Below are 15,002 nucleotides of genomic sequence, written 5' to 3'. Positions count from 1 at the left end.
GCGTCCTTTGATCAGCCGCCGCGACGCAGGCGTTCTTCCACCGCGAAGCACTCATCGGGTTTGGGCTGCGGCGGGTTGAAGCTCACCGGCACCTGGATGGTGGTGGGCACCGCCTGGCCGGCGCGGGTGGCCGCCTTGAACTGCCAGCCTTCCACCGCCTTCTGCGCCTGCTCATCAAGCTGTGCGTTGCCGCTGCCGCTCACCAGCTGCACCTGGCCGGGCTTGCCGTCGGTCCCCACCACCACCTTCAGCGTGGTGGTGCCGCCAATGGCCTGGCAGGCCAGCTCGATCGGGTACACCGGCGGCGGGGTCTTCACCGCAGCCACCTCGGTAGGCGCCGCCACCGGTGCGGCCGGCTCCGACGACCCGCCACACCCGGCAAGGGTCAGCACCGCTGCGGTCACCGCCACGCGTACCTGGATGTTCATCAAAATCACTCCGTCAGGCCCGAAGCCTTGGCTGCACAGATGAAGTCGTTCTCGCTCAACCCGCCCACGTCGTGGGTGGAAAAGCGCACCACGGCGCGGTCGTAATGCACCCCCAGGTCCGGGTGGTGGTCCTCGGCGTGGGCCACCCAGGCCAGGGCGTTCACGAACGCCATGGTCTTGTAGTAGTCGGCGAAGCGGAAGGTCCGGGTCAGGGCCTGCCCCAGTTCGGCCAGCTCCCAGCCGGGAACCTGCGGCAGCAGCTCGGCTATGCGGGCTTCGCCCAGCTTGTGGTCGCTGCCCTTGCGCGGTACGCAACGGGCCTGCGCCAGCGGAATCAGGTCGGCCATGAAATCCTCCACCTCGTGTATGCCTGAACAATGCGCCGGACAGTGTATAAACCGAATGAGCGCATAACATGTAAGCCGCTAGAATAGCCGCATGATCCAGATCTCCGACACTGCCCAGACCTATTTCCGCAAGCTCATCGAGCGCGAAGCCGTGCCCGGTATGGGCGTGCGCCTCAGCGCCGTCGATGCCGGCACCCCGCGTGCCGATGCCCGGCTGGAGTTCGCCGAACCGGCCGACCTGCTCGGCGACGAGTGGGCGGTGGACTGCGACGGCTTCACCCTGTACGTGGCGTCCGACAGCGTGGGCTGGATGGACGGTGCCGACATCGACATCGTCACCAATGCCACCGGCGGCCAGCAGCTCACCATCAAGGCCCCGAAGATCAAGGGCGAAGCCCCGGCCGATTCGGCCTCGCTGGTTGAACGCGTGCGCTGGGTTGTCGAAAACGAAGTCAACCCGCAGCTGGCCTCGCACGGCGGCAAGGTCGCGGTGCAGGAAGTATCTGCCGATGGCGTGGTGCTGCTGCGCTTCGGCGGCGGCTGCCAGGGCTGCGGCATGGCCGACGTCACCCTCAAGCAGGGCATCGAGAAAACCCTGATGGGCCGCGTGCCCGGCATCACCGCCGTACGTGACGCGACCGACCACGACAGCGGTCACGCGCCGTATATTCCGCGCGGCACGGCTGCCTGACCGGCCTGCGTGACACTGCGCCGGGCTGACGACATCCTCGACTGGCTGCTTTCCCGCCAGCCGGACAAACGCATCGTTGAAAAAACCACGGGCCTGCCCTACGGGTGGGGCCTGTGGCTGCGCGCGCTGACGCCGCTGCCGCGCCCGTTCCGCTCGACCGAAGTGATTGCCGAACTGATCCAGCGGCCGTTGCCGGGCTCCCCCGGCCGGCTGCCGGCGCTGGGCTTCGTGCAGTCGCTGCGGCGGCTGCTCTGGCAGACCTGGGACCCGGCCCCGCGCGACCAGCGCTGGATGCGCTGGACCTCGGCGGTCATCAGCGTGCTGCTGCACGTCATGTTCGCGCTGCTGCTGTTGTGGGTGGCGCTGATCCGCCCGCCGGTGCAGCCGGAGCAGGGCGGTGATGGCGGCCGCATCCAGGTGGAATTCCTGGGCAGCGGAACACCCCAGGAAAGTGGTGGCGGCGAGCCGACGGCTGCAGGCAGCGCGGCCGCCGCCGCTGCGAGCGCCCAGGCAGAAGCGGCCGCCGCCTCGCAGCCCCGACCGGCGAGCTCGACCGCAGCCACCGCGCCGCAGCCGCCGGCATCGGCGCCGGCGCCGACCGCCAGTACCGAACCCGCGCCGACACCGCCAGCCCCTGCGCCCACCGCTGTCGAACAGCCGGTTCAGGCCACCGATGTGGCCGAAGCCACCACCGATTTCGTGGTGCCGCCCACCAGCGTGCCGCGCACTGAAGTGCGGGTGATTCCGCGCGACGCGCCCGAGCCGCAGGTGCGCGAACGCACCGTGGAGGTGGCGGAGGCACCGACGCCGCCTTCGATCACCCCGTCCGTGCGCCCGGTGGAAACGCAGGTGCGCCCGCGCGACGTGGCGGTGCGCGAACGAGAGGTCACCGTGGTCACCGCGCCCACCGCACCGGTGCCCGTGCCGGGTCCGCGGGTTGAGGTCACCGTGCCGCAGCGTGATCTGCAGGTGCGCGAACGTGAAGTGACCCCGGCGCCGTCAGTGTCGGTCACGGTCGCGCCGGTGCCGCAGCGCGAGATCACTGTGCCCGGGCGCAGTCCGGAAGTGGCGGTGCGTGAGCGTGCGGTGCCGAATGCCGCGCCGCGCCCGGCCCCGGCCGCAGCGACCCCATCGCCGGCAGCGTCCGCACCTTCGCCCACGCCAGGGGCGAGTACGGCCAGCCAGGCCAGCCCAAGCCGCAGCACCGCCTCCAGTGCCGCGCCGGCCCGTGCGCCGGCCGCGCGTCCGTCGCCCACGCCGGGCAACTGGGCCACGCCCGCACGGGGCGATGACTGGGGCGCGGCCGACCGCAACCGGGCCGGCGAGCGCAGTGGCGCGCAGGCCAACCAGGGCGCCGGGCGTACCGGCGAGGGTCTGTTCAACGCCGACGGCAGCGTGCGCGTGCCGGGGCAGGCGGGAAGCGGCGACAGCGAGCGCGGCGCTCCCGGTGGCGAGAACGATGGCTGGAGCCGCGAACGCATCGCCCAGTCCGGGACGTGGCTCAAGCGCCCGCCGTACGACTACACACCGACCTCGTTCGACAAGTACTGGGCGCCGAACGAATCGCTGCTGGCCGAATGGGTGCGCAAGGGCATCAAGGCCGTGGAGATTCCGATTCCGGGCACCAGCTCAAAGATTTCCTGCGTGGTCTCGATCCTGCAGTTCGGCGGCGGCTGCGGCCTGTCCGACCCGAACATGCAGGACCAGCCGGCGGTGGCTCGCCCGCCGCCGGACATTCCGTTCAAGAAGGAATTACAGGACGACAACGGAAGCCGTTGACCGCAAGGGCCACGTGGGATCATGCCGTCCGTGGGACACGCATGGCGTGTCGCTACGCGGGATTACCCCTCCGAATCGTCGCTTCCTGCGTCTTCCAGCGCGACGAATGCCCAGAACGGCACGTCGTGTTCGAGCCACGTCTTGCTGGCGTCCTCCAGCACATCCAGGAACGTGTCGAAGTCCTTCTCCGCGTTTTCCTGCAACTCGTCCGCATCACTGAAGAACAACGCGTAGCCGTTGGCCTTCATCCACCCGAGGTCGCGCAGGCAATCCAGCAGCGCGTCCCAGTTGCCACCAAACGTCTGTGGGAAATCCAGCTGCGCGGCAACGCGTGCGATCAGGGTGCGCTTGTCGCGGCAGCCGCCCAGGTCGATCGTGGCCACGCGCAGGCGGGCATCGCGCATCGCGGCCGACAGCGCGCCGATGTCGGCGTTGGTGACCGAATACACGCCCGCATTGTTGATGTCGTCCAGACCCAGTTCGAATCCATCGTGGTTCATTGCCAGCTCCCGGCAGGTGGGACCTCGAAACTGCGGAAGGTTTCGTAATGGTCGTCGGTGTAGAACCAACCGGTCGGCGGAGTGCCGCCGGTCACGATGCGGCGTGCGCCGCGGTTGCCGGCACCCGGCGTGTCCACGGTGTACTCGCGGTAATAGCCGCGCGGGCGATCCGGCAGGCGCTGTTCGCGGTTGCTGAAAACGCCGCCGTCCTGGCGGTGCGGGTAGGGACCGCCGCGCTGGATCAGGAGGATGGTCTGGCGTGCTTCTGCAGGCAGGAAGGCAGGCAGTGGGTCGTGAGTGCGCTGCGCGGCGGCGCCGGGATTGGCCGGGGCGTTGTCGAGTGGCGCAGCATCGGCGCCTGGCTGGGTCAGCGACGGCGCGAACTGCGGCGCGGGCGCGCGCTGGGCTTCCTTGATGGCGAAAAGACCGCCCACCAGCAGGACAATGGCAACGAGCAGCAGTAGAGGTTTGCGCATGTGAACATCGAGTGTGCGGGGGACGGGGTTAATGTAGCGTAGCCAAACGAAGTTTCCTTTACGTGGGGGTTGGTAAGCTTGGCGGCCATCCCCATCATCGACTTCGCAACGCCCGGTCTTCGCCGGGCGAGTGAGCTACCAGGAGAACCACATGGCCTACACCCTCCCCAAGCTGTCCTACGCCTACGACGCGCTTGAGCCGCACATTGATGCGGCCACGATGGAAATCCACCACACCAAGCACCACCAGACCTACATCAACAACGTCAACGCGGCACTGGAAGGCACCGAATACGCCGACCTGCCGGTTGAGGAGCTGGTCAAGAAGCTCAAGTCGCTGCCGGAAAACCTGCAGGGCCCGGTGCGCAACAACGGTGGCGGGCACGCCAACCACACCCTGTTCTGGACCGTGATGGCGCCCAACGCCGGCGGTAACCCGACTGGCGACGTCGGCCAGGCCATCGACGCCCAGCTGGGCGGTTTCGAGAAGTTCAAGGAAGCCTTCACCAAGGCGGCGCTGACCCGTTTCGGCAGCGGCTGGGCGTGGCTGAGCGTGACCCCGGACAAGAAGCTGGTAGTGGAAAGCACCGGCAACCAGGACAGCCCGTTGATGGAAGGCAACACGCCGATCCTGGGCCTGGACGTGTGGGAACACGCGTACTACCTGAAGTACCAGAACCGTCGCCCGGAATACATCGGCGCGTTCTTCAACGTGGTCGACTGGAAGGAAGTCGAGCGTCGTTACCAGGAAGCCATCGCCTGATTCCAGCGTTGAACTGGATACCGGAAAGGCCAGGCAGAAATGCCTGGCCTTTTCGTTTACCGGGCCTGGGCTTCGCCCTGAAGCCTCAGGGTCGCAATGATGCCCAGGCGCAGGGCGCCGATATCGGTGCCTTCCAGTGCGGGCAGCTTCAGCGGTTGCAGGCCTTGCCCGGCGAAGTGGCTCACCTGGAACAGCACATCCAGCCCATGGCCGCCCGCGATCCCGGCTGCCGACGGCGGGTCGACGCGCTCGCCGGGATTCTTGCGCGCCGGCTGGAAGCCGGGTGAGCTGCGCACCAGTTCATCGGTGTCAGCCGAGAAGTCGCCTGCAATCAACGATGGCAGGCCGTCCGAGGTGGCGCCGATCCAGGTCATCAGGTCGCTGGTCTGGTGCTTCCGCACCAGCGCTTCGTCCGGGTCCGGGCGCAGCCGTGCGACATAGATGTTGATCTGCTCGTCCTGCAGGTTCACCCGCAGCATGCCCGCCGCACTGAACCGGCCCGGCGGATGGAGCAGGGTGACCCCGTCTTCAGCCACCGGCAGCCGGCTGAGCATGGCACTGCCGTGGCGCAGCGGCTGGCTGGGCGGGTCGGCGGTGACGAAGTCGCAGCTGTAGCGCAGGCGGGTGGCCAGCCAGCAGGCGGGGTTGCCGCCCTTGGTCTGCAACACCCGCTGCACGGCGATCACGTCCGGCTGCAGGCCTTCCAGCACCTGCAGCAGCTGGTCGCGGCGCTGCTCCCATTGGGCCTCGTCGGCCGCCGGCAGTTCCAGTGTGGCGATCCTGAGCAGGCGTGGCGGCGCCTCGCTCTGCCGGGCGGCGGCCGGGAGCGCGGGAGTGGTCAACAACAGGAGCAGGAACCAGCCGTGCCAGCGTCCTGCGACAACCGTGGGGAGGAGGCGCATAACGATAAGTTTACGCTTGGTCCGTCGACGTGCCGTGACTTCCGTCAATGGATTCCAGATGCCTGCCATTGCGCGGCGGCGTTGTCACGTTCGGCCGCAACGTGCGCCGCCGTGGCCCTTCCGGTAACCTTGCGCCCTTTGAACCCGCAGGACAGCCCCATAGAATGAGCACGACCGCAGCCGCCAGCGCTGGCAAGGGAAGCATGCCGCGCCAGATTCCGTACATCATCGGCAATGAGGCCTGCGAGCGGTTCAGCTTCTATGGGATGCGCAACATCCTGGTGCAGTTCCTGATCACCTCGCTGCTGCTGCAGGAGATCACGGCCGATGGCCGGGCCGGCGAGGCCAAGGACATCATGCACAGCTTCATGATCGGCGTGTACTTCTTCCCGCTGCTGGGCGGCTGGCTGGCCGACAAGTTCTTCGGCAAGTACCACACCATCCTCTGGTTCAGCCTGATCTACTGCGCCGGCCATGCCTGCCTGGCGCTGTTCGAGAACAGCCGCGAAGGCTTCTTCCTCGGGCTGGGCCTGATCGCGCTGGGTGCCGGCGGCATCAAGCCGCTGGTGGCCTCGTTCATGGGCGACCAGTTCGACCAGAGCAACAAGCACCTGGCCAAGATCGTCTTCGACGCGTTCTACTGGATCATCAATTTCGGCTCGCTGTTCGCCTCGCTGCTGATCCCGCTGGCGCTGAAGAACCTGGGCCCGCAGTGGGCGTTCGGCATCCCGGGCATCCTGATGTTCGTGGCCACCTTCGTGTTCTGGCTGGGCCGCAAGCGCTACGTGCTGGTGCCGCTGCCGCCCAAGGACCCGCATTCGTTCGGCAACGTGGTGCGTACCGCGCTGACCGCGCAGGTGCCGGGCAAGGGCCGTCCGGGTCTTACCCTGGCCATCCTGGGCGCGGTGCTGGCGGTGGCCTCGATGGGTCTGGTCGGCAGCCTGGGCATCGTGATCTGCCTGTGCATCGCGCTGGTGCTGGTGCTGGCCGGCGTGGGCGGCGGTACCTGGATCCAGCTCGACCGCGCCCGCGCGGTGCACCCGGCCGAGGCCGTGGAGGGCGTGCGTTCGGTACTGCGCGTGCTGGTGATCTTCGCGCTGACCACGCCGTTCTTCTCGCTGTTCGACCAGAAGGCGTCCACCTGGGTGCTGCAGGGCCAGCAGATGGCCATGCCGTCCTGGTTCACCGCCTCGCAGATGCAGGCGCTGAACCCGCTGCTGGTGATGATCCTGATCCCGTTCAACAACCTGGTGCTGTACCCGGCGCTGCGCCGGTTCGGCTTCGAACCCACCGCGCTGCGCCGCATGACCGCCGGCATCGCCTTCAGCGGCCTGGCCTGGATCGTGGTCGGCGGCATCCAGGTGATGATGGATGGCGGCAACGTCATGTCCATCTTCTGGCAGATGCTGCCGTATGCGCTGCTTACCTTCGGTGAGGTGTTGGTCTCGGCCACCGGCCTGGAGTTCGCCTACAGCCAGGCGCCGCAGGCGATGAAGGGCGTGGTGATGAGCTTCTGGAACCTCACCACCACCATCGGCAACCTGTGGGTGCTGCTGTCCAACGCGGCGGTGCGCAACGACACGGTGACCCACCAGATCGCCAGTACCGGGCTCAGCGAGGCCGCGTTCCTGATGTTCTTCTTCGCCGGCTTCGCCTTCGTGGCGGCGTTGGCCTTCGGTTGGTATGCCAAGCGCTATCGTATGGTCGACAACTACCGCGCTGCCTGAGTACCGCCATGACCCCCGTCAACCTGCTGCTGATCGCCATCACCGTTCTTGTCTCCTGGATGGCGTTCAAGAACCGCGCGCTGGCCGACCGCCTGATCCTGTGGCCGCCGGCGGTGGACCGCAAGCGCCAGTACGACCGCCTGGTGACCTACGGGTTCATCCACGCGGACCTGGCGCACCTGACGTTCAACATGATCACGCTGTTCTTCTTCGGCGGCCAGATCGAGTCGGTGATGGTCAACCTCACCGGCAGCTACCTCACGTACCCGGCGTTCTACCTGGGTGCGCTGGTGGTGTCGATCCTGCCCAGCTACCTGAAGAACCAGAAGAACCCGAACTACATGAGCCTGGGCGCGTCCGGCGCGGTGTTGGCGGTGCTGTTTGCCTTCATCCTGATCAGCCCGTGGAGCATCATCTTCGTGTTCTTCATCCCGGCGCCGGCGATCATCTATGCCGCGTTCTACGTCGGCTACAGCATCTGGATGGACCGCAAGGGCGGTGACCGCATCAACCACAGCGCGCACCTGGCCGGTGCCGCGTTCGGCGTGATCTTCATGCTGGCGATGCGCCCGGCGATCTTCGACCACTTCCTGCGCGAGTTGAGCAACCCGCGCTTCAGCCTGGGCGGCTGAAGGGGAAGCGCGGTCACGCAAGGAACGGCGCAGCCGTTCCTAACGTCGCTTGCCGACGGCCCGAAGGGGGCCTGCCGCAGGCAGGCATACCAACGGTCGTGACCTACCCCCGGGCATTGGGTAGGTCACGACCGTTGGTCGTGACGCTCCATCATGCAGCGAAACGCTGGTCGGTACCGTAGGTGCTGAGCAGGCGGGCGTAGACCTCGTGGTCGATCAGGTCGAACTCCGACCCCTGGGTCTGGCCATTCAGGGCCAGCTGGAACAGGCCTTCCAGCAGCGAGCTGTCGGCGTCGCCGGGCTGGGTGAAGTCGGGTGCATGGTCCATGTGACACTCCTTGGGACACGGATGGGGCAGACAGGTGTCGCAAAACGCGTGCCAGCTTTCGCGGCCTGTCCGAAACCGATATCGGCTTGAATCGGGCGGACTTTAGGACCTTATGTGACCAAATGCGTCGCCTGTTGCCCCTGTTCAGGCTTCACGCGATCATGGCGCTACGCTGCGCACTATCGCGACAGTCGCCGCAGGAGACACCGCCCATGGCTTCGGTCACCCCGCCCGGATTGGCGTACGAGGTGGAGCACGATCTGGCCCGCCACCGGTTCCAGGCCCGGATCCAAGGGTATCTGGCGCTGCTGGATTACCAGATCAAGCGGAAGCGGATGGTCATCATCCATACCGAGGTTCCCGAGGCCATTGCCGGCCGCGGCATCGCCGGGGAGCTGACCAAGGTCGCCCTGCGCTACGCGCGCGACAACAAGTACAAGGTGGTGCCGGCGTGTGCCTACGCCGAGCAGTTCTTCCAACGGCACACCGAGTACGACGACCTGCTGGCGTAGCAGGCACAGTTTTTTTCACGGACGAAGGATCATCATGCTGGGTTTCAACAAGGGGATTGCAATGAACATCGCAGGAAACCGCCGCGCGCTGCGTACCGGCGCGCTGGCGTTGGCCGTGGGGCTGGTGCTGCTGGCCGGCTGCAAGCGCGAGGCGGATACCGCTGTCGCACCGGCATCCGACACCACCACCGCACAGCCGGATGCCACCGCGCCGCAGGCCGCCGTCGAGGCGCCGCTGGAGCTGCGTGACGTTATTGAAAACACCCCGCAGGCGGTGGTGGGCATCAGCTACCCGCAGGACGTGAACCGCTTCCCCGGGCTGGCCAAGGCGCTGTCGGACTACGCCACGGCGGCGCGCGCTGAACTGCAGCAGGCCGTGGACGGCCTGGGCAACGACAAGCCGACCATGCCCTACGAGCTGTCGCTGAGTTTCGAAAAGGTGCTGGAGACCCCGCAGCTGGTGGTGATCAGCGCCGACGGCAGCCGTTATACCGGCGGTGCCCATGGCGAACCGCTGGTGGCGCGTTTTGTGTGGCTGCCGGAAACGCAGACCATGCTCACCGCCGACAAGCTGATTGCCGATACCAAAGGCTGGGGCGCGGTCAGCGACTACATCGCCGACCAGCTCAAGGAGCGCGTGGCGACCCGGCTGAGCAGCGAGGACATGGATCCGGGCCAGCTGCAGGAATCGCTGCGCAGCGCCAGCCGCATGATCGCCGACGGCACCGGGGCCAGCGCCGAGAATTTCAGCCAGTTCCAGCCGATGACCGACCCCAATGGGCTGATCACCGCGGTGCGTTTCGTGTTCCCGCCGTACCAGGTGGGCCCGTACTCGGATGGCACCCAGACCGTGGACGTGCCCGCCGCCGTGCTGGCACCGCACGTGGCCCCGGCCTACGCCGGGCTGTTCGCCAAGGGCTAGTGGAGGGCGGCCGTGGACGGGGGGCTGCAACGACGGGTCATCGAGTTGCTGCACGAGGCGGACGTCACCGTTGATGGTGAGCGTCCGCACGACATCCAGGTGCACGACCCGCACTTCTACGCGCGCGTGATCGCGCACGGGTCGCTCGGCCTGGGCGAAAGCTACATGGACGGGCAATGGGACGCGGCCTCGCTGGACGGGTTCCTGCTGCACCTGATGCAGGCGCACCTGGATGAACGCGTGCACGGCTGGCGCGAACTGGGTGACGCGCTCAGGGCGCGGCTGTTCAACCTGCAGTCCGGCGGCGGCAACCTCGAGGTGGGTCGTCGCCATTACGATCTGGGCAACGATCTTTACGGCGCGATGCTGGGTAAGCGGCTGGTCTACAGCTGTGGGTACTGGGCGGGCGCGGACGATCTGGACACCGCGCAGGAAGCCAAGCTCGACCTGATCTGCCGAAAGCTACGGCTGCGCCCCGGCCAACGCGTGCTCGACATCGGCTGCGGCTGGGGCGAGGCCCTGAAGTTCGCCGCCGAACGCTACGGCGTCTCCTGCGTGGGCATCACCATCTCGCAGGAGCAGGCCGAGTACGCACGTGAGCTGTGCGCCGGGCTGCCGATCGAGATCCGCCTGCAGGACTACCACGATGTCGACGAGACCTTTGACGCGATCCTGTCGGTAGGCATGTTCGAGCACGTCGGCGATAAGAACTACCGCAGCTATTTCGAGATGGCGCGGCGTTGCCTGGCAGCGGACGGGTTGTTCCTGCTGCACAGCATCGGCAGCAATCTCTCGCGCCACCGCACCGACCCGTGGATCGCGCGCTACATCTTCCCCAACTCGATGCTGCCGTCGGCGGCGCAGATCACTACCGCCTATGAAGGCCTGTTCGTGCTGGAGGACTGGCACAGTTTCGGCGCCGACTACGACCGCACGCTGCAGGCCTGGCGCAGCAACGTGGAGGCGGCCTGGTCACGGCTGGACCCGCAACGCTACGACGAACGCTTCAAGCGCATGTGGCGGTTCTACCTGGCCGGCTCGATGGCCAGCTTCCGCTGCCGGCACGCCCAGTTGTGGCAGCTGGTGCTGTCGCCGAACGGCGTGCCGGGCGGGTATGTCGCACCGAGGTGATCACACGCGAACGGTGTGGCATGGCCAAGGACATGCATGGCATGTCGCTACGTAGGGGCACGCCATGCGTGTCCGCGATGAACCTGATGCAGAAAAAAAACCGCCCGGCATGTGCCGGGCGGTTTTGACTTACAGGCGCGTTACTTCTTTTCTGCGGTCAGCCCGCGCTTCTCGAGCAGCGGCTCGATCTGCGGTTCGTGGCCGGCGAAGTTCTGGAACAGCTGCATCGCATCCACGCTGCCGCCCTTGGACAACAGGGTTTCGCGGAAATGGTCGCCGTTCTTGCGGCTCAGGCCGCCGTTTTCGCGGAACCACTTCTGGGTGTTGGCGTCGAGCACTTCCGACCAGATGTAGGCGTAGTAGCCGGCCGAGTAGCCGCCCATGATGTGGCTGAAGTACGGGGTCTTGTAGCGCGGCGGTACCGGCGCGTAGTAGATGCCGTCCTTCTCCAGCGCCGCGCGCTCGAAGGCCATCACGTCCTTGGCGGCCGGCACCTGGTCCGGGCCGATCTGGTGCCAGCGCTGGTCCAGCATGGCCGCACCCAGGTACTCGGTGGTGGCAAAGCCCTGGTTGAACTTGGCCGCCGCGATCACCTTGTCCAGCAGCGCCTGCGGCATCGCGGTGCCGTTCTGGTAGTGCTTGGCGTAGTTCTTCAGGATGAGCGGGTTGTCCGACCACATCTCGTTGACCTGCGAGGGGAACTCGACGAAGTCACGCGGCACCGAGGTGCCCGAGAAGTAGGGGTACTTCACGTTCGAGAACATGCCGTGCAGGGCGTGGCCGAATTCGTGGAAGGTGGTGGTCACTTCATCCCAGGTCAGCAGGGTCGGCTGGCCGGCCGGCGGCTTGGGAATGTTGAGGTGGTTGGCCACCACCGGCTTGAAGCCGGTCAGCTTGGACTGCGACACATAGGAGTTCATCCACGCACCGCCACGCTTGGACGCGCGTGCGTACGGGTCGAAGATGAAGATCGCCAGCTGGCTGCCATCGGCGTCGAACACGTCGTAGACGGTCACGTCGTCGTGGTAGACCGGCAGGTCGGTGCGCTGCTTGAAGGTCAGGCCGTATTCCTGGTTGGCGGCGAAGAACACGCCGTTTTCCAGCACGTTCTTCAGCTCGAAGTACGGCTTGAGCTGCGATTCGTCGAAGTTGTACTTGGCCTGACGCACCTTCTCGCTGTAGTAGGCCCAGTCCCATGCTTCGAGCTGGAAGCTCTTCTTGCCGGCGGCCTTCTGTTCCTTGTCGATCATCGCCTGCAGGTCGGCCGCTTCGCGCTTGGCGTTGGCGACCGCAGCCGGGGCGAGCTGGCCGAGCATGGCGTTGACCGCTTCGGGGGTCTTGGCGGTCTGGTTGGTCAGGTTGTAGGCGGCGAAGTTGTCAAAGCCCATCAGCTTGGCCTTGTCGGCGCGCAGCTGCATGATGCGCGCGACCAGCGCGGTGTTGTCGAACTCGCCACCGCGGCTGCCACGGGTGACCGAGGCATCGTAGATCTTCTTGCGCAGGTCGCGGTTGGCCAGGTTGGTCAGCGGCGGCTGGCCGGTGGTGTTGAGCAGGGCGATGACGTACTTGCCGTCCAGCTTGCGGGCCTTGGCCGCTTCGGAGGCGGCAGCGATCTGTTCGGCCGACAGGCCGTCCAGCTGCTTGACGTCGTCGACGATCACGGCCGAGGCGTTCACTTCGTTCTGCACGTTCTGGCTGAACTTGGTGCCCAGGTTGGCCAGCTCGGCGTTCATTTCCTTGAGCTTGGTCTTGTCGGCGTCATTGAGCTTGGCGCCGGCGCGCACGTAGCTCTCGTAGTACTTCTCGACCAGACGCACGCCTTCGGCGTCCAGGCCGAGCTGGTTGCGGGTGTCATACAGGGCCTGGATGCGGGCGAACAGCTTGCCGTTCAGCGCGATCGCATCGCTGTGCGCGGCGAACTTTGCCGAGTAGTCGGCCTGCAGCTTCTTGCGCGCATCGTTGGTGTCGGCGCCGACCAGGCTGAAGAACACGGTGGTCGCACGGTCGAGGGTGTCACCGCTCTTTTCCAGGGCGATGAGGGTGTTGTCGAAGGTCGGCTTGGCCTTGTTGTTGGCGATGGCTTCCACTTCCTTCAGCTGCTGGGCCATGCCGGCATCGAAGGCGGGGGCGAAGTCGCTGTCCTTGATCTTGTCGAACTGCGGGTAGTGCAGCGGCAGGGTGCTGTCGGCGAAGAACGGGTTGGCCTGCTGGGCAGCGCTGGCCGCAGGCGCGGCGGCAACGGCGGAATAGGCGGGCAGGGCAAGGCCGAGGGTCACGGCGACGGCAAGGGCAAGGCGGGTGGTCAAGGGGTAATCTCCGGTCAGACAAGTGCCCGAGGTTAACCCGGGGTGAGGGGTGGGGGCTTGTGTCGAAAGGCATGTGCGGTGGTCGTATCGATACAATGGCCACACCCCTCCTTGGAGCACGACCATGACCACCGCCTTCGATTTCTCGTTCGTGGACCTGGACGGCCAGCAGCAGGACCTTGGCCAGTACCGTGGCAAGGCGCTGCTGCTGGTAAACGTAGCCAGCAAATGCGGGTTCACGCCCCAGTACGAGGGCCTGGAGGAGGTGTGGCGGGCGTATCGCGACCAGGGCCTGGTGGTGATCGGCTTCCCGTGCGACCAGTTCGGCCACCAGGAACCCGGCAACGCGGACGAGATCCGCAGTTTCTGCTCGCTGACTTACGGCGTGGACTTCCCGCTCTCGGAGAAGATCGAGGTCAACGGGGATGGCGCGCACCCGCTGTGGAAATGGCTCAAGGCCGAGAAGTCCGGCCTGCTGGGCATCGGCGCGATCAAATGGAACTTCAGCAAGTTCCTGGTCGGCCGTGATGGCAAGGTGCTCGAACGCTACGCGCCGACTGACAAACCGGAAAACCTGCGCGGCGATATCCAGGCTGCGTTGGGGTGACTGCTGGACACGCATGGCGTGTCCCTACGGATTCGTGACCGGCGAACAGGCGTAGCGACACGCCATGCGTGTCCCACGCGATGCGTCCGGCGCATGCCGCAGCGGTTACTTTTCGACGAACGCGCGCTCGAAGACGTAGTGGCCGGGCGTACCGATCCGCGGCGAAGTCTGGAAGCCACGGGCGTCCAGCACGCTGCGCAGGTCGGCTAGCATCTGCGGGCTGCCGCAGATCATGGCGCGGTCGTTTTCCGGGCTCAGTTCGGGCAGGCCCAGGGTGCGCTGCATCTCGCCGCTTTCCATCAGCGAGGTCAGCCGACCCTGGTTCGGGAACGGTTCGCGGGTCACCGCCGGGTAGTAGAGCAGCTTGTCGCCGATCATCTCGCCCAGGAACTCATGCTCGCGCAGTTCCTTCTCGAACAGCTCGCGGTAGGCCAGGTCCTTTTCGTAGCGCACGCCGTGGGTCAGGATCACCTTGTCGAAGCGCTCGTAGGTTTCCGGGTCCTTGATCACCGACAGCCACGGCGCCAGGCCGGTGCCGGTGCCCAGCAGGTACAGGTGCTTGCCCGGGTGCAGGTCGCTGATCAGCAGGGTGCCGGTGGGCTTCTTGCCGACCAGCACCTTGTCGCCCGGCTTGATGTGCTGCAGGCGCGAGGTCAGCGGGCCGTCCTGGACCTTGATGCTGAAGAATTCCAGGTTCTCTTCCCAGTTCGCGCTGGCGATGGAATACGCGCGCAGCAGCGGCCGCGCTTCGGTTTCCAGGCCGATCATCACGAACTGGCCGTTCTCGAAGCGGAAACCGCTGTCGCGGGTCGTGGTGAAGCTGAAGTAGGCGTCGGTCCAGTGACGGACCTCAAGCACCGTTTCGGCGCCGAAAGCGGAAGACATGGGGAGGGGGTCTGATCTGTGTTGTCCCGCCCAGTTTATCTCAAATGAGATAAATTCTCATTGAAC

At 66.2% G+C, this 15,002-nt stretch carries 17 protein-coding genes; 9 read left to right on the top strand and 8 right to left on the bottom strand.

Annotated elements, in window-relative coordinates; genetic code table 11:
* Positions 1-11 precede the first annotated feature (11 nt).
* Together KVS69_RS02060 and KVS69_RS02055 are read right to left on the bottom strand one after the other, a co-directional pair.
* Positions 12-428, bottom strand: coding sequence for an energy transducer TonB (locus KVS69_RS02060; RefSeq protein WP_217536187.1), 417 nt, complete (start codon positions 426-428; stop codon positions 12-14).
* 5 nt (positions 429-433) lie between these two features.
* Complete coding sequence (locus KVS69_RS02055) at positions 434-775, bottom strand: 4a-hydroxytetrahydrobiopterin dehydratase (RefSeq protein WP_217536183.1); 342 nt, start codon at positions 773-775, stop codon at positions 434-436.
* Positions 776-866: 91 nt separating this feature from the next.
* On the opposite strand from KVS69_RS02055, the gene KVS69_RS02050 reads away from it, so the two are divergent.
* Together KVS69_RS02050 and KVS69_RS02045 are read left to right on the top strand one after the other, a co-directional pair.
* Positions 867-1,466 (top strand): NfuA family Fe-S biogenesis protein, encoded by a 600-nt coding sequence (locus tag KVS69_RS02050; protein ID WP_068853063.1) that lies wholly within the window; start codon positions 867-869, stop codon positions 1,464-1,466.
* A 9-nt stretch (positions 1,467-1,475) separates the two neighbouring features.
* Positions 1,476-3,245, top strand: a complete 1,770-nt coding sequence (locus KVS69_RS02045; protein ID WP_217536177.1) for a hypothetical protein — start codon at positions 1,476-1,478, stop codon at positions 3,243-3,245.
* Between the two features lie 62 nt (positions 3,246-3,307).
* On the opposite strand, the gene KVS69_RS02040 is transcribed toward KVS69_RS02045, so the two are convergent.
* Positions 3,308-3,745, bottom strand: coding sequence for a barstar family protein (locus tag KVS69_RS02040; RefSeq protein WP_217536176.1), 438 nt, complete (start codon positions 3,743-3,745; stop codon positions 3,308-3,310).
* The gene (locus KVS69_RS02035; protein WP_068853055.1) at positions 3,742-4,221 is read right to left on the bottom strand and encodes a ribonuclease domain-containing protein; all 480 of its coding nucleotides are present in this window, start codon (positions 4,219-4,221) and stop codon (positions 3,742-3,744) included. Before KVS69_RS02035 ends, KVS69_RS02040 begins: the two co-directional genes overlap by 4 nt.
* 151 nt (positions 4,222-4,372) lie before the next feature.
* Here KVS69_RS02035 and KVS69_RS02030 point away from each other — a divergent pair, with 151 nt between their 5' ends.
* Positions 4,373-4,984: a superoxide dismutase gene (locus tag KVS69_RS02030; protein WP_093532582.1), complete on the top strand. Its 612-nt coding sequence runs from the start codon at positions 4,373-4,375 to the stop codon at positions 4,982-4,984.
* Between the two features lie 56 nt (positions 4,985-5,040).
* On the opposite strand, the gene KVS69_RS02025 is transcribed toward KVS69_RS02030, so the two are convergent.
* The gene (locus tag KVS69_RS02025) at positions 5,041-5,829 is read right to left on the bottom strand and encodes an endonuclease/exonuclease/phosphatase family protein (RefSeq protein WP_254621975.1); all 789 of its coding nucleotides are present in this window, start codon (positions 5,827-5,829) and stop codon (positions 5,041-5,043) included.
* 221 nt (positions 5,830-6,050) lie between these two features.
* Between KVS69_RS02025 and KVS69_RS02020 the strand changes: the two genes are divergently transcribed.
* Positions 6,051-7,613: an oligopeptide:H+ symporter gene (locus tag KVS69_RS02020; RefSeq protein WP_068853049.1), complete on the top strand. Its 1,563-nt coding sequence runs from the start codon at positions 6,051-6,053 to the stop codon at positions 7,611-7,613.
* 8 nt (positions 7,614-7,621) lie between these two features.
* The gene (locus KVS69_RS02015; protein WP_217536168.1) at positions 7,622-8,245 is read left to right on the top strand and encodes a rhomboid family intramembrane serine protease; all 624 of its coding nucleotides are present in this window, start codon (positions 7,622-7,624) and stop codon (positions 8,243-8,245) included.
* Between the two features lie 151 nt (positions 8,246-8,396).
* On the opposite strand, the gene KVS69_RS02010 is transcribed toward KVS69_RS02015, so the two are convergent.
* Positions 8,397-8,573 (bottom strand): hypothetical protein, encoded by a 177-nt coding sequence (locus tag KVS69_RS02010; RefSeq protein WP_184126639.1) that lies wholly within the window; start codon positions 8,571-8,573, stop codon positions 8,397-8,399.
* Between the two features lie 212 nt (positions 8,574-8,785).
* On the opposite strand from KVS69_RS02010, the gene KVS69_RS02005 reads away from it, so the two are divergent.
* The 3 genes from KVS69_RS02005 (at position 8,786) to cfa (ending at position 11,138) form a co-directional block, all read left to right on the top strand.
* Entirely contained in the window at positions 8,786-9,085 is a 300-nt protein-coding gene (locus KVS69_RS02005) for a GNAT family N-acetyltransferase (protein ID WP_217536167.1), read from the top strand.
* Between the two features lie 61 nt (positions 9,086-9,146).
* Complete coding sequence (locus tag KVS69_RS02000) at positions 9,147-10,007, top strand: DUF3298 and DUF4163 domain-containing protein (RefSeq protein WP_217536166.1); 861 nt, start codon at positions 9,147-9,149, stop codon at positions 10,005-10,007.
* 12 nt (positions 10,008-10,019) lie between these two features.
* Positions 10,020-11,138, top strand: a complete 1,119-nt coding sequence (gene cfa / locus KVS69_RS01995; protein ID WP_217536163.1) for a cyclopropane fatty acyl phospholipid synthase — start codon at positions 10,020-10,022, stop codon at positions 11,136-11,138.
* Between the two features lie 140 nt (positions 11,139-11,278).
* Here the strand turns inward: cfa and KVS69_RS01990 are convergent, their stop codons facing one another.
* Positions 11,279-13,444, bottom strand: a complete 2,166-nt coding sequence (locus KVS69_RS01990) for a M3 family metallopeptidase (RefSeq protein WP_217536162.1) — start codon at positions 13,442-13,444, stop codon at positions 11,279-11,281.
* 124 nt (positions 13,445-13,568) lie between these two features.
* Here KVS69_RS01990 and KVS69_RS01985 point away from each other — a divergent pair, with 124 nt between their 5' ends.
* Complete coding sequence (locus tag KVS69_RS01985) at positions 13,569-14,051, top strand: glutathione peroxidase (RefSeq protein ID WP_217536156.1); 483 nt, start codon at positions 13,569-13,571, stop codon at positions 14,049-14,051.
* A 105-nt stretch (positions 14,052-14,156) separates the two neighbouring features.
* Here KVS69_RS01985 and KVS69_RS01980 read toward each other — a convergent pair whose 3' ends face one another.
* Positions 14,157-14,936: a ferredoxin--NADP reductase gene (locus tag KVS69_RS01980; protein WP_068853026.1), complete on the bottom strand. Its 780-nt coding sequence runs from the start codon at positions 14,934-14,936 to the stop codon at positions 14,157-14,159.
* Positions 14,937-15,002: the final 66 nt, after the last annotated feature.

Source organism: Stenotrophomonas sp. GbtcB23, from assembly GCF_019091045.1.
Taxonomy (GTDB): domain Bacteria; phylum Pseudomonadota; class Gammaproteobacteria; order Xanthomonadales; family Xanthomonadaceae; genus Stenotrophomonas; species Stenotrophomonas rhizophila_A.
This window is presented reverse-complemented; position numbering and strand designations above follow the sequence as displayed.

Excerpts from the sequence above, each read along its gene's own strand:
- KVS69_RS01985 (WP_217536156.1), top strand. The coding sequence starts at position 13,569 with ATGACCACCGCCTTCGATTTCTCGTTCGTGGACCTGGACGGCCAGCAG.
- KVS69_RS02000 (WP_217536166.1), top strand. The coding sequence starts at position 9,147 with ATGAACATCGCAGGAAACCGCCGCGCGCTGCGTACCGGCGCGCTGGCG.
- KVS69_RS02035 (WP_068853055.1), bottom strand. The coding sequence starts at position 4,221 with ATGCGCAAACCTCTACTGCTGCTCGTTGCCATTGTCCTGCTGGTGGGC.
- KVS69_RS02030 (WP_093532582.1), top strand. The coding sequence starts at position 4,373 with ATGGCCTACACCCTCCCCAAGCTGTCCTACGCCTACGACGCGCTTGAG.
- KVS69_RS02020 (WP_068853049.1), top strand. The coding sequence starts at position 6,051 with ATGAGCACGACCGCAGCCGCCAGCGCTGGCAAGGGAAGCATGCCGCGC.
- KVS69_RS02055 (WP_217536183.1), bottom strand. The coding sequence starts at position 775 with ATGGCCGACCTGATTCCGCTGGCGCAGGCCCGTTGCGTACCGCGCAAG.
- KVS69_RS02005 (WP_217536167.1), top strand. The coding sequence starts at position 8,786 with ATGGCTTCGGTCACCCCGCCCGGATTGGCGTACGAGGTGGAGCACGAT.
- KVS69_RS01980 (WP_068853026.1), bottom strand. The coding sequence starts at position 14,936 with ATGTCTTCCGCTTTCGGCGCCGAAACGGTGCTTGAGGTCCGTCACTGG.
- KVS69_RS02060 (WP_217536187.1), bottom strand. The coding sequence starts at position 428 with ATGAACATCCAGGTACGCGTGGCGGTGACCGCAGCGGTGCTGACCCTT.
- KVS69_RS02040 (WP_217536176.1), bottom strand. The coding sequence starts at position 3,745 with ATGAACCACGATGGATTCGAACTGGGTCTGGACGACATCAACAATGCG.
- KVS69_RS02050 (WP_068853063.1), top strand. The coding sequence starts at position 867 with ATGATCCAGATCTCCGACACTGCCCAGACCTATTTCCGCAAGCTCATC.
- KVS69_RS02015 (WP_217536168.1), top strand. The coding sequence starts at position 7,622 with ATGACCCCCGTCAACCTGCTGCTGATCGCCATCACCGTTCTTGTCTCC.
- KVS69_RS02010 (WP_184126639.1), bottom strand. The coding sequence starts at position 8,573 with ATGGACCATGCACCCGACTTCACCCAGCCCGGCGACGCCGACAGCTCG.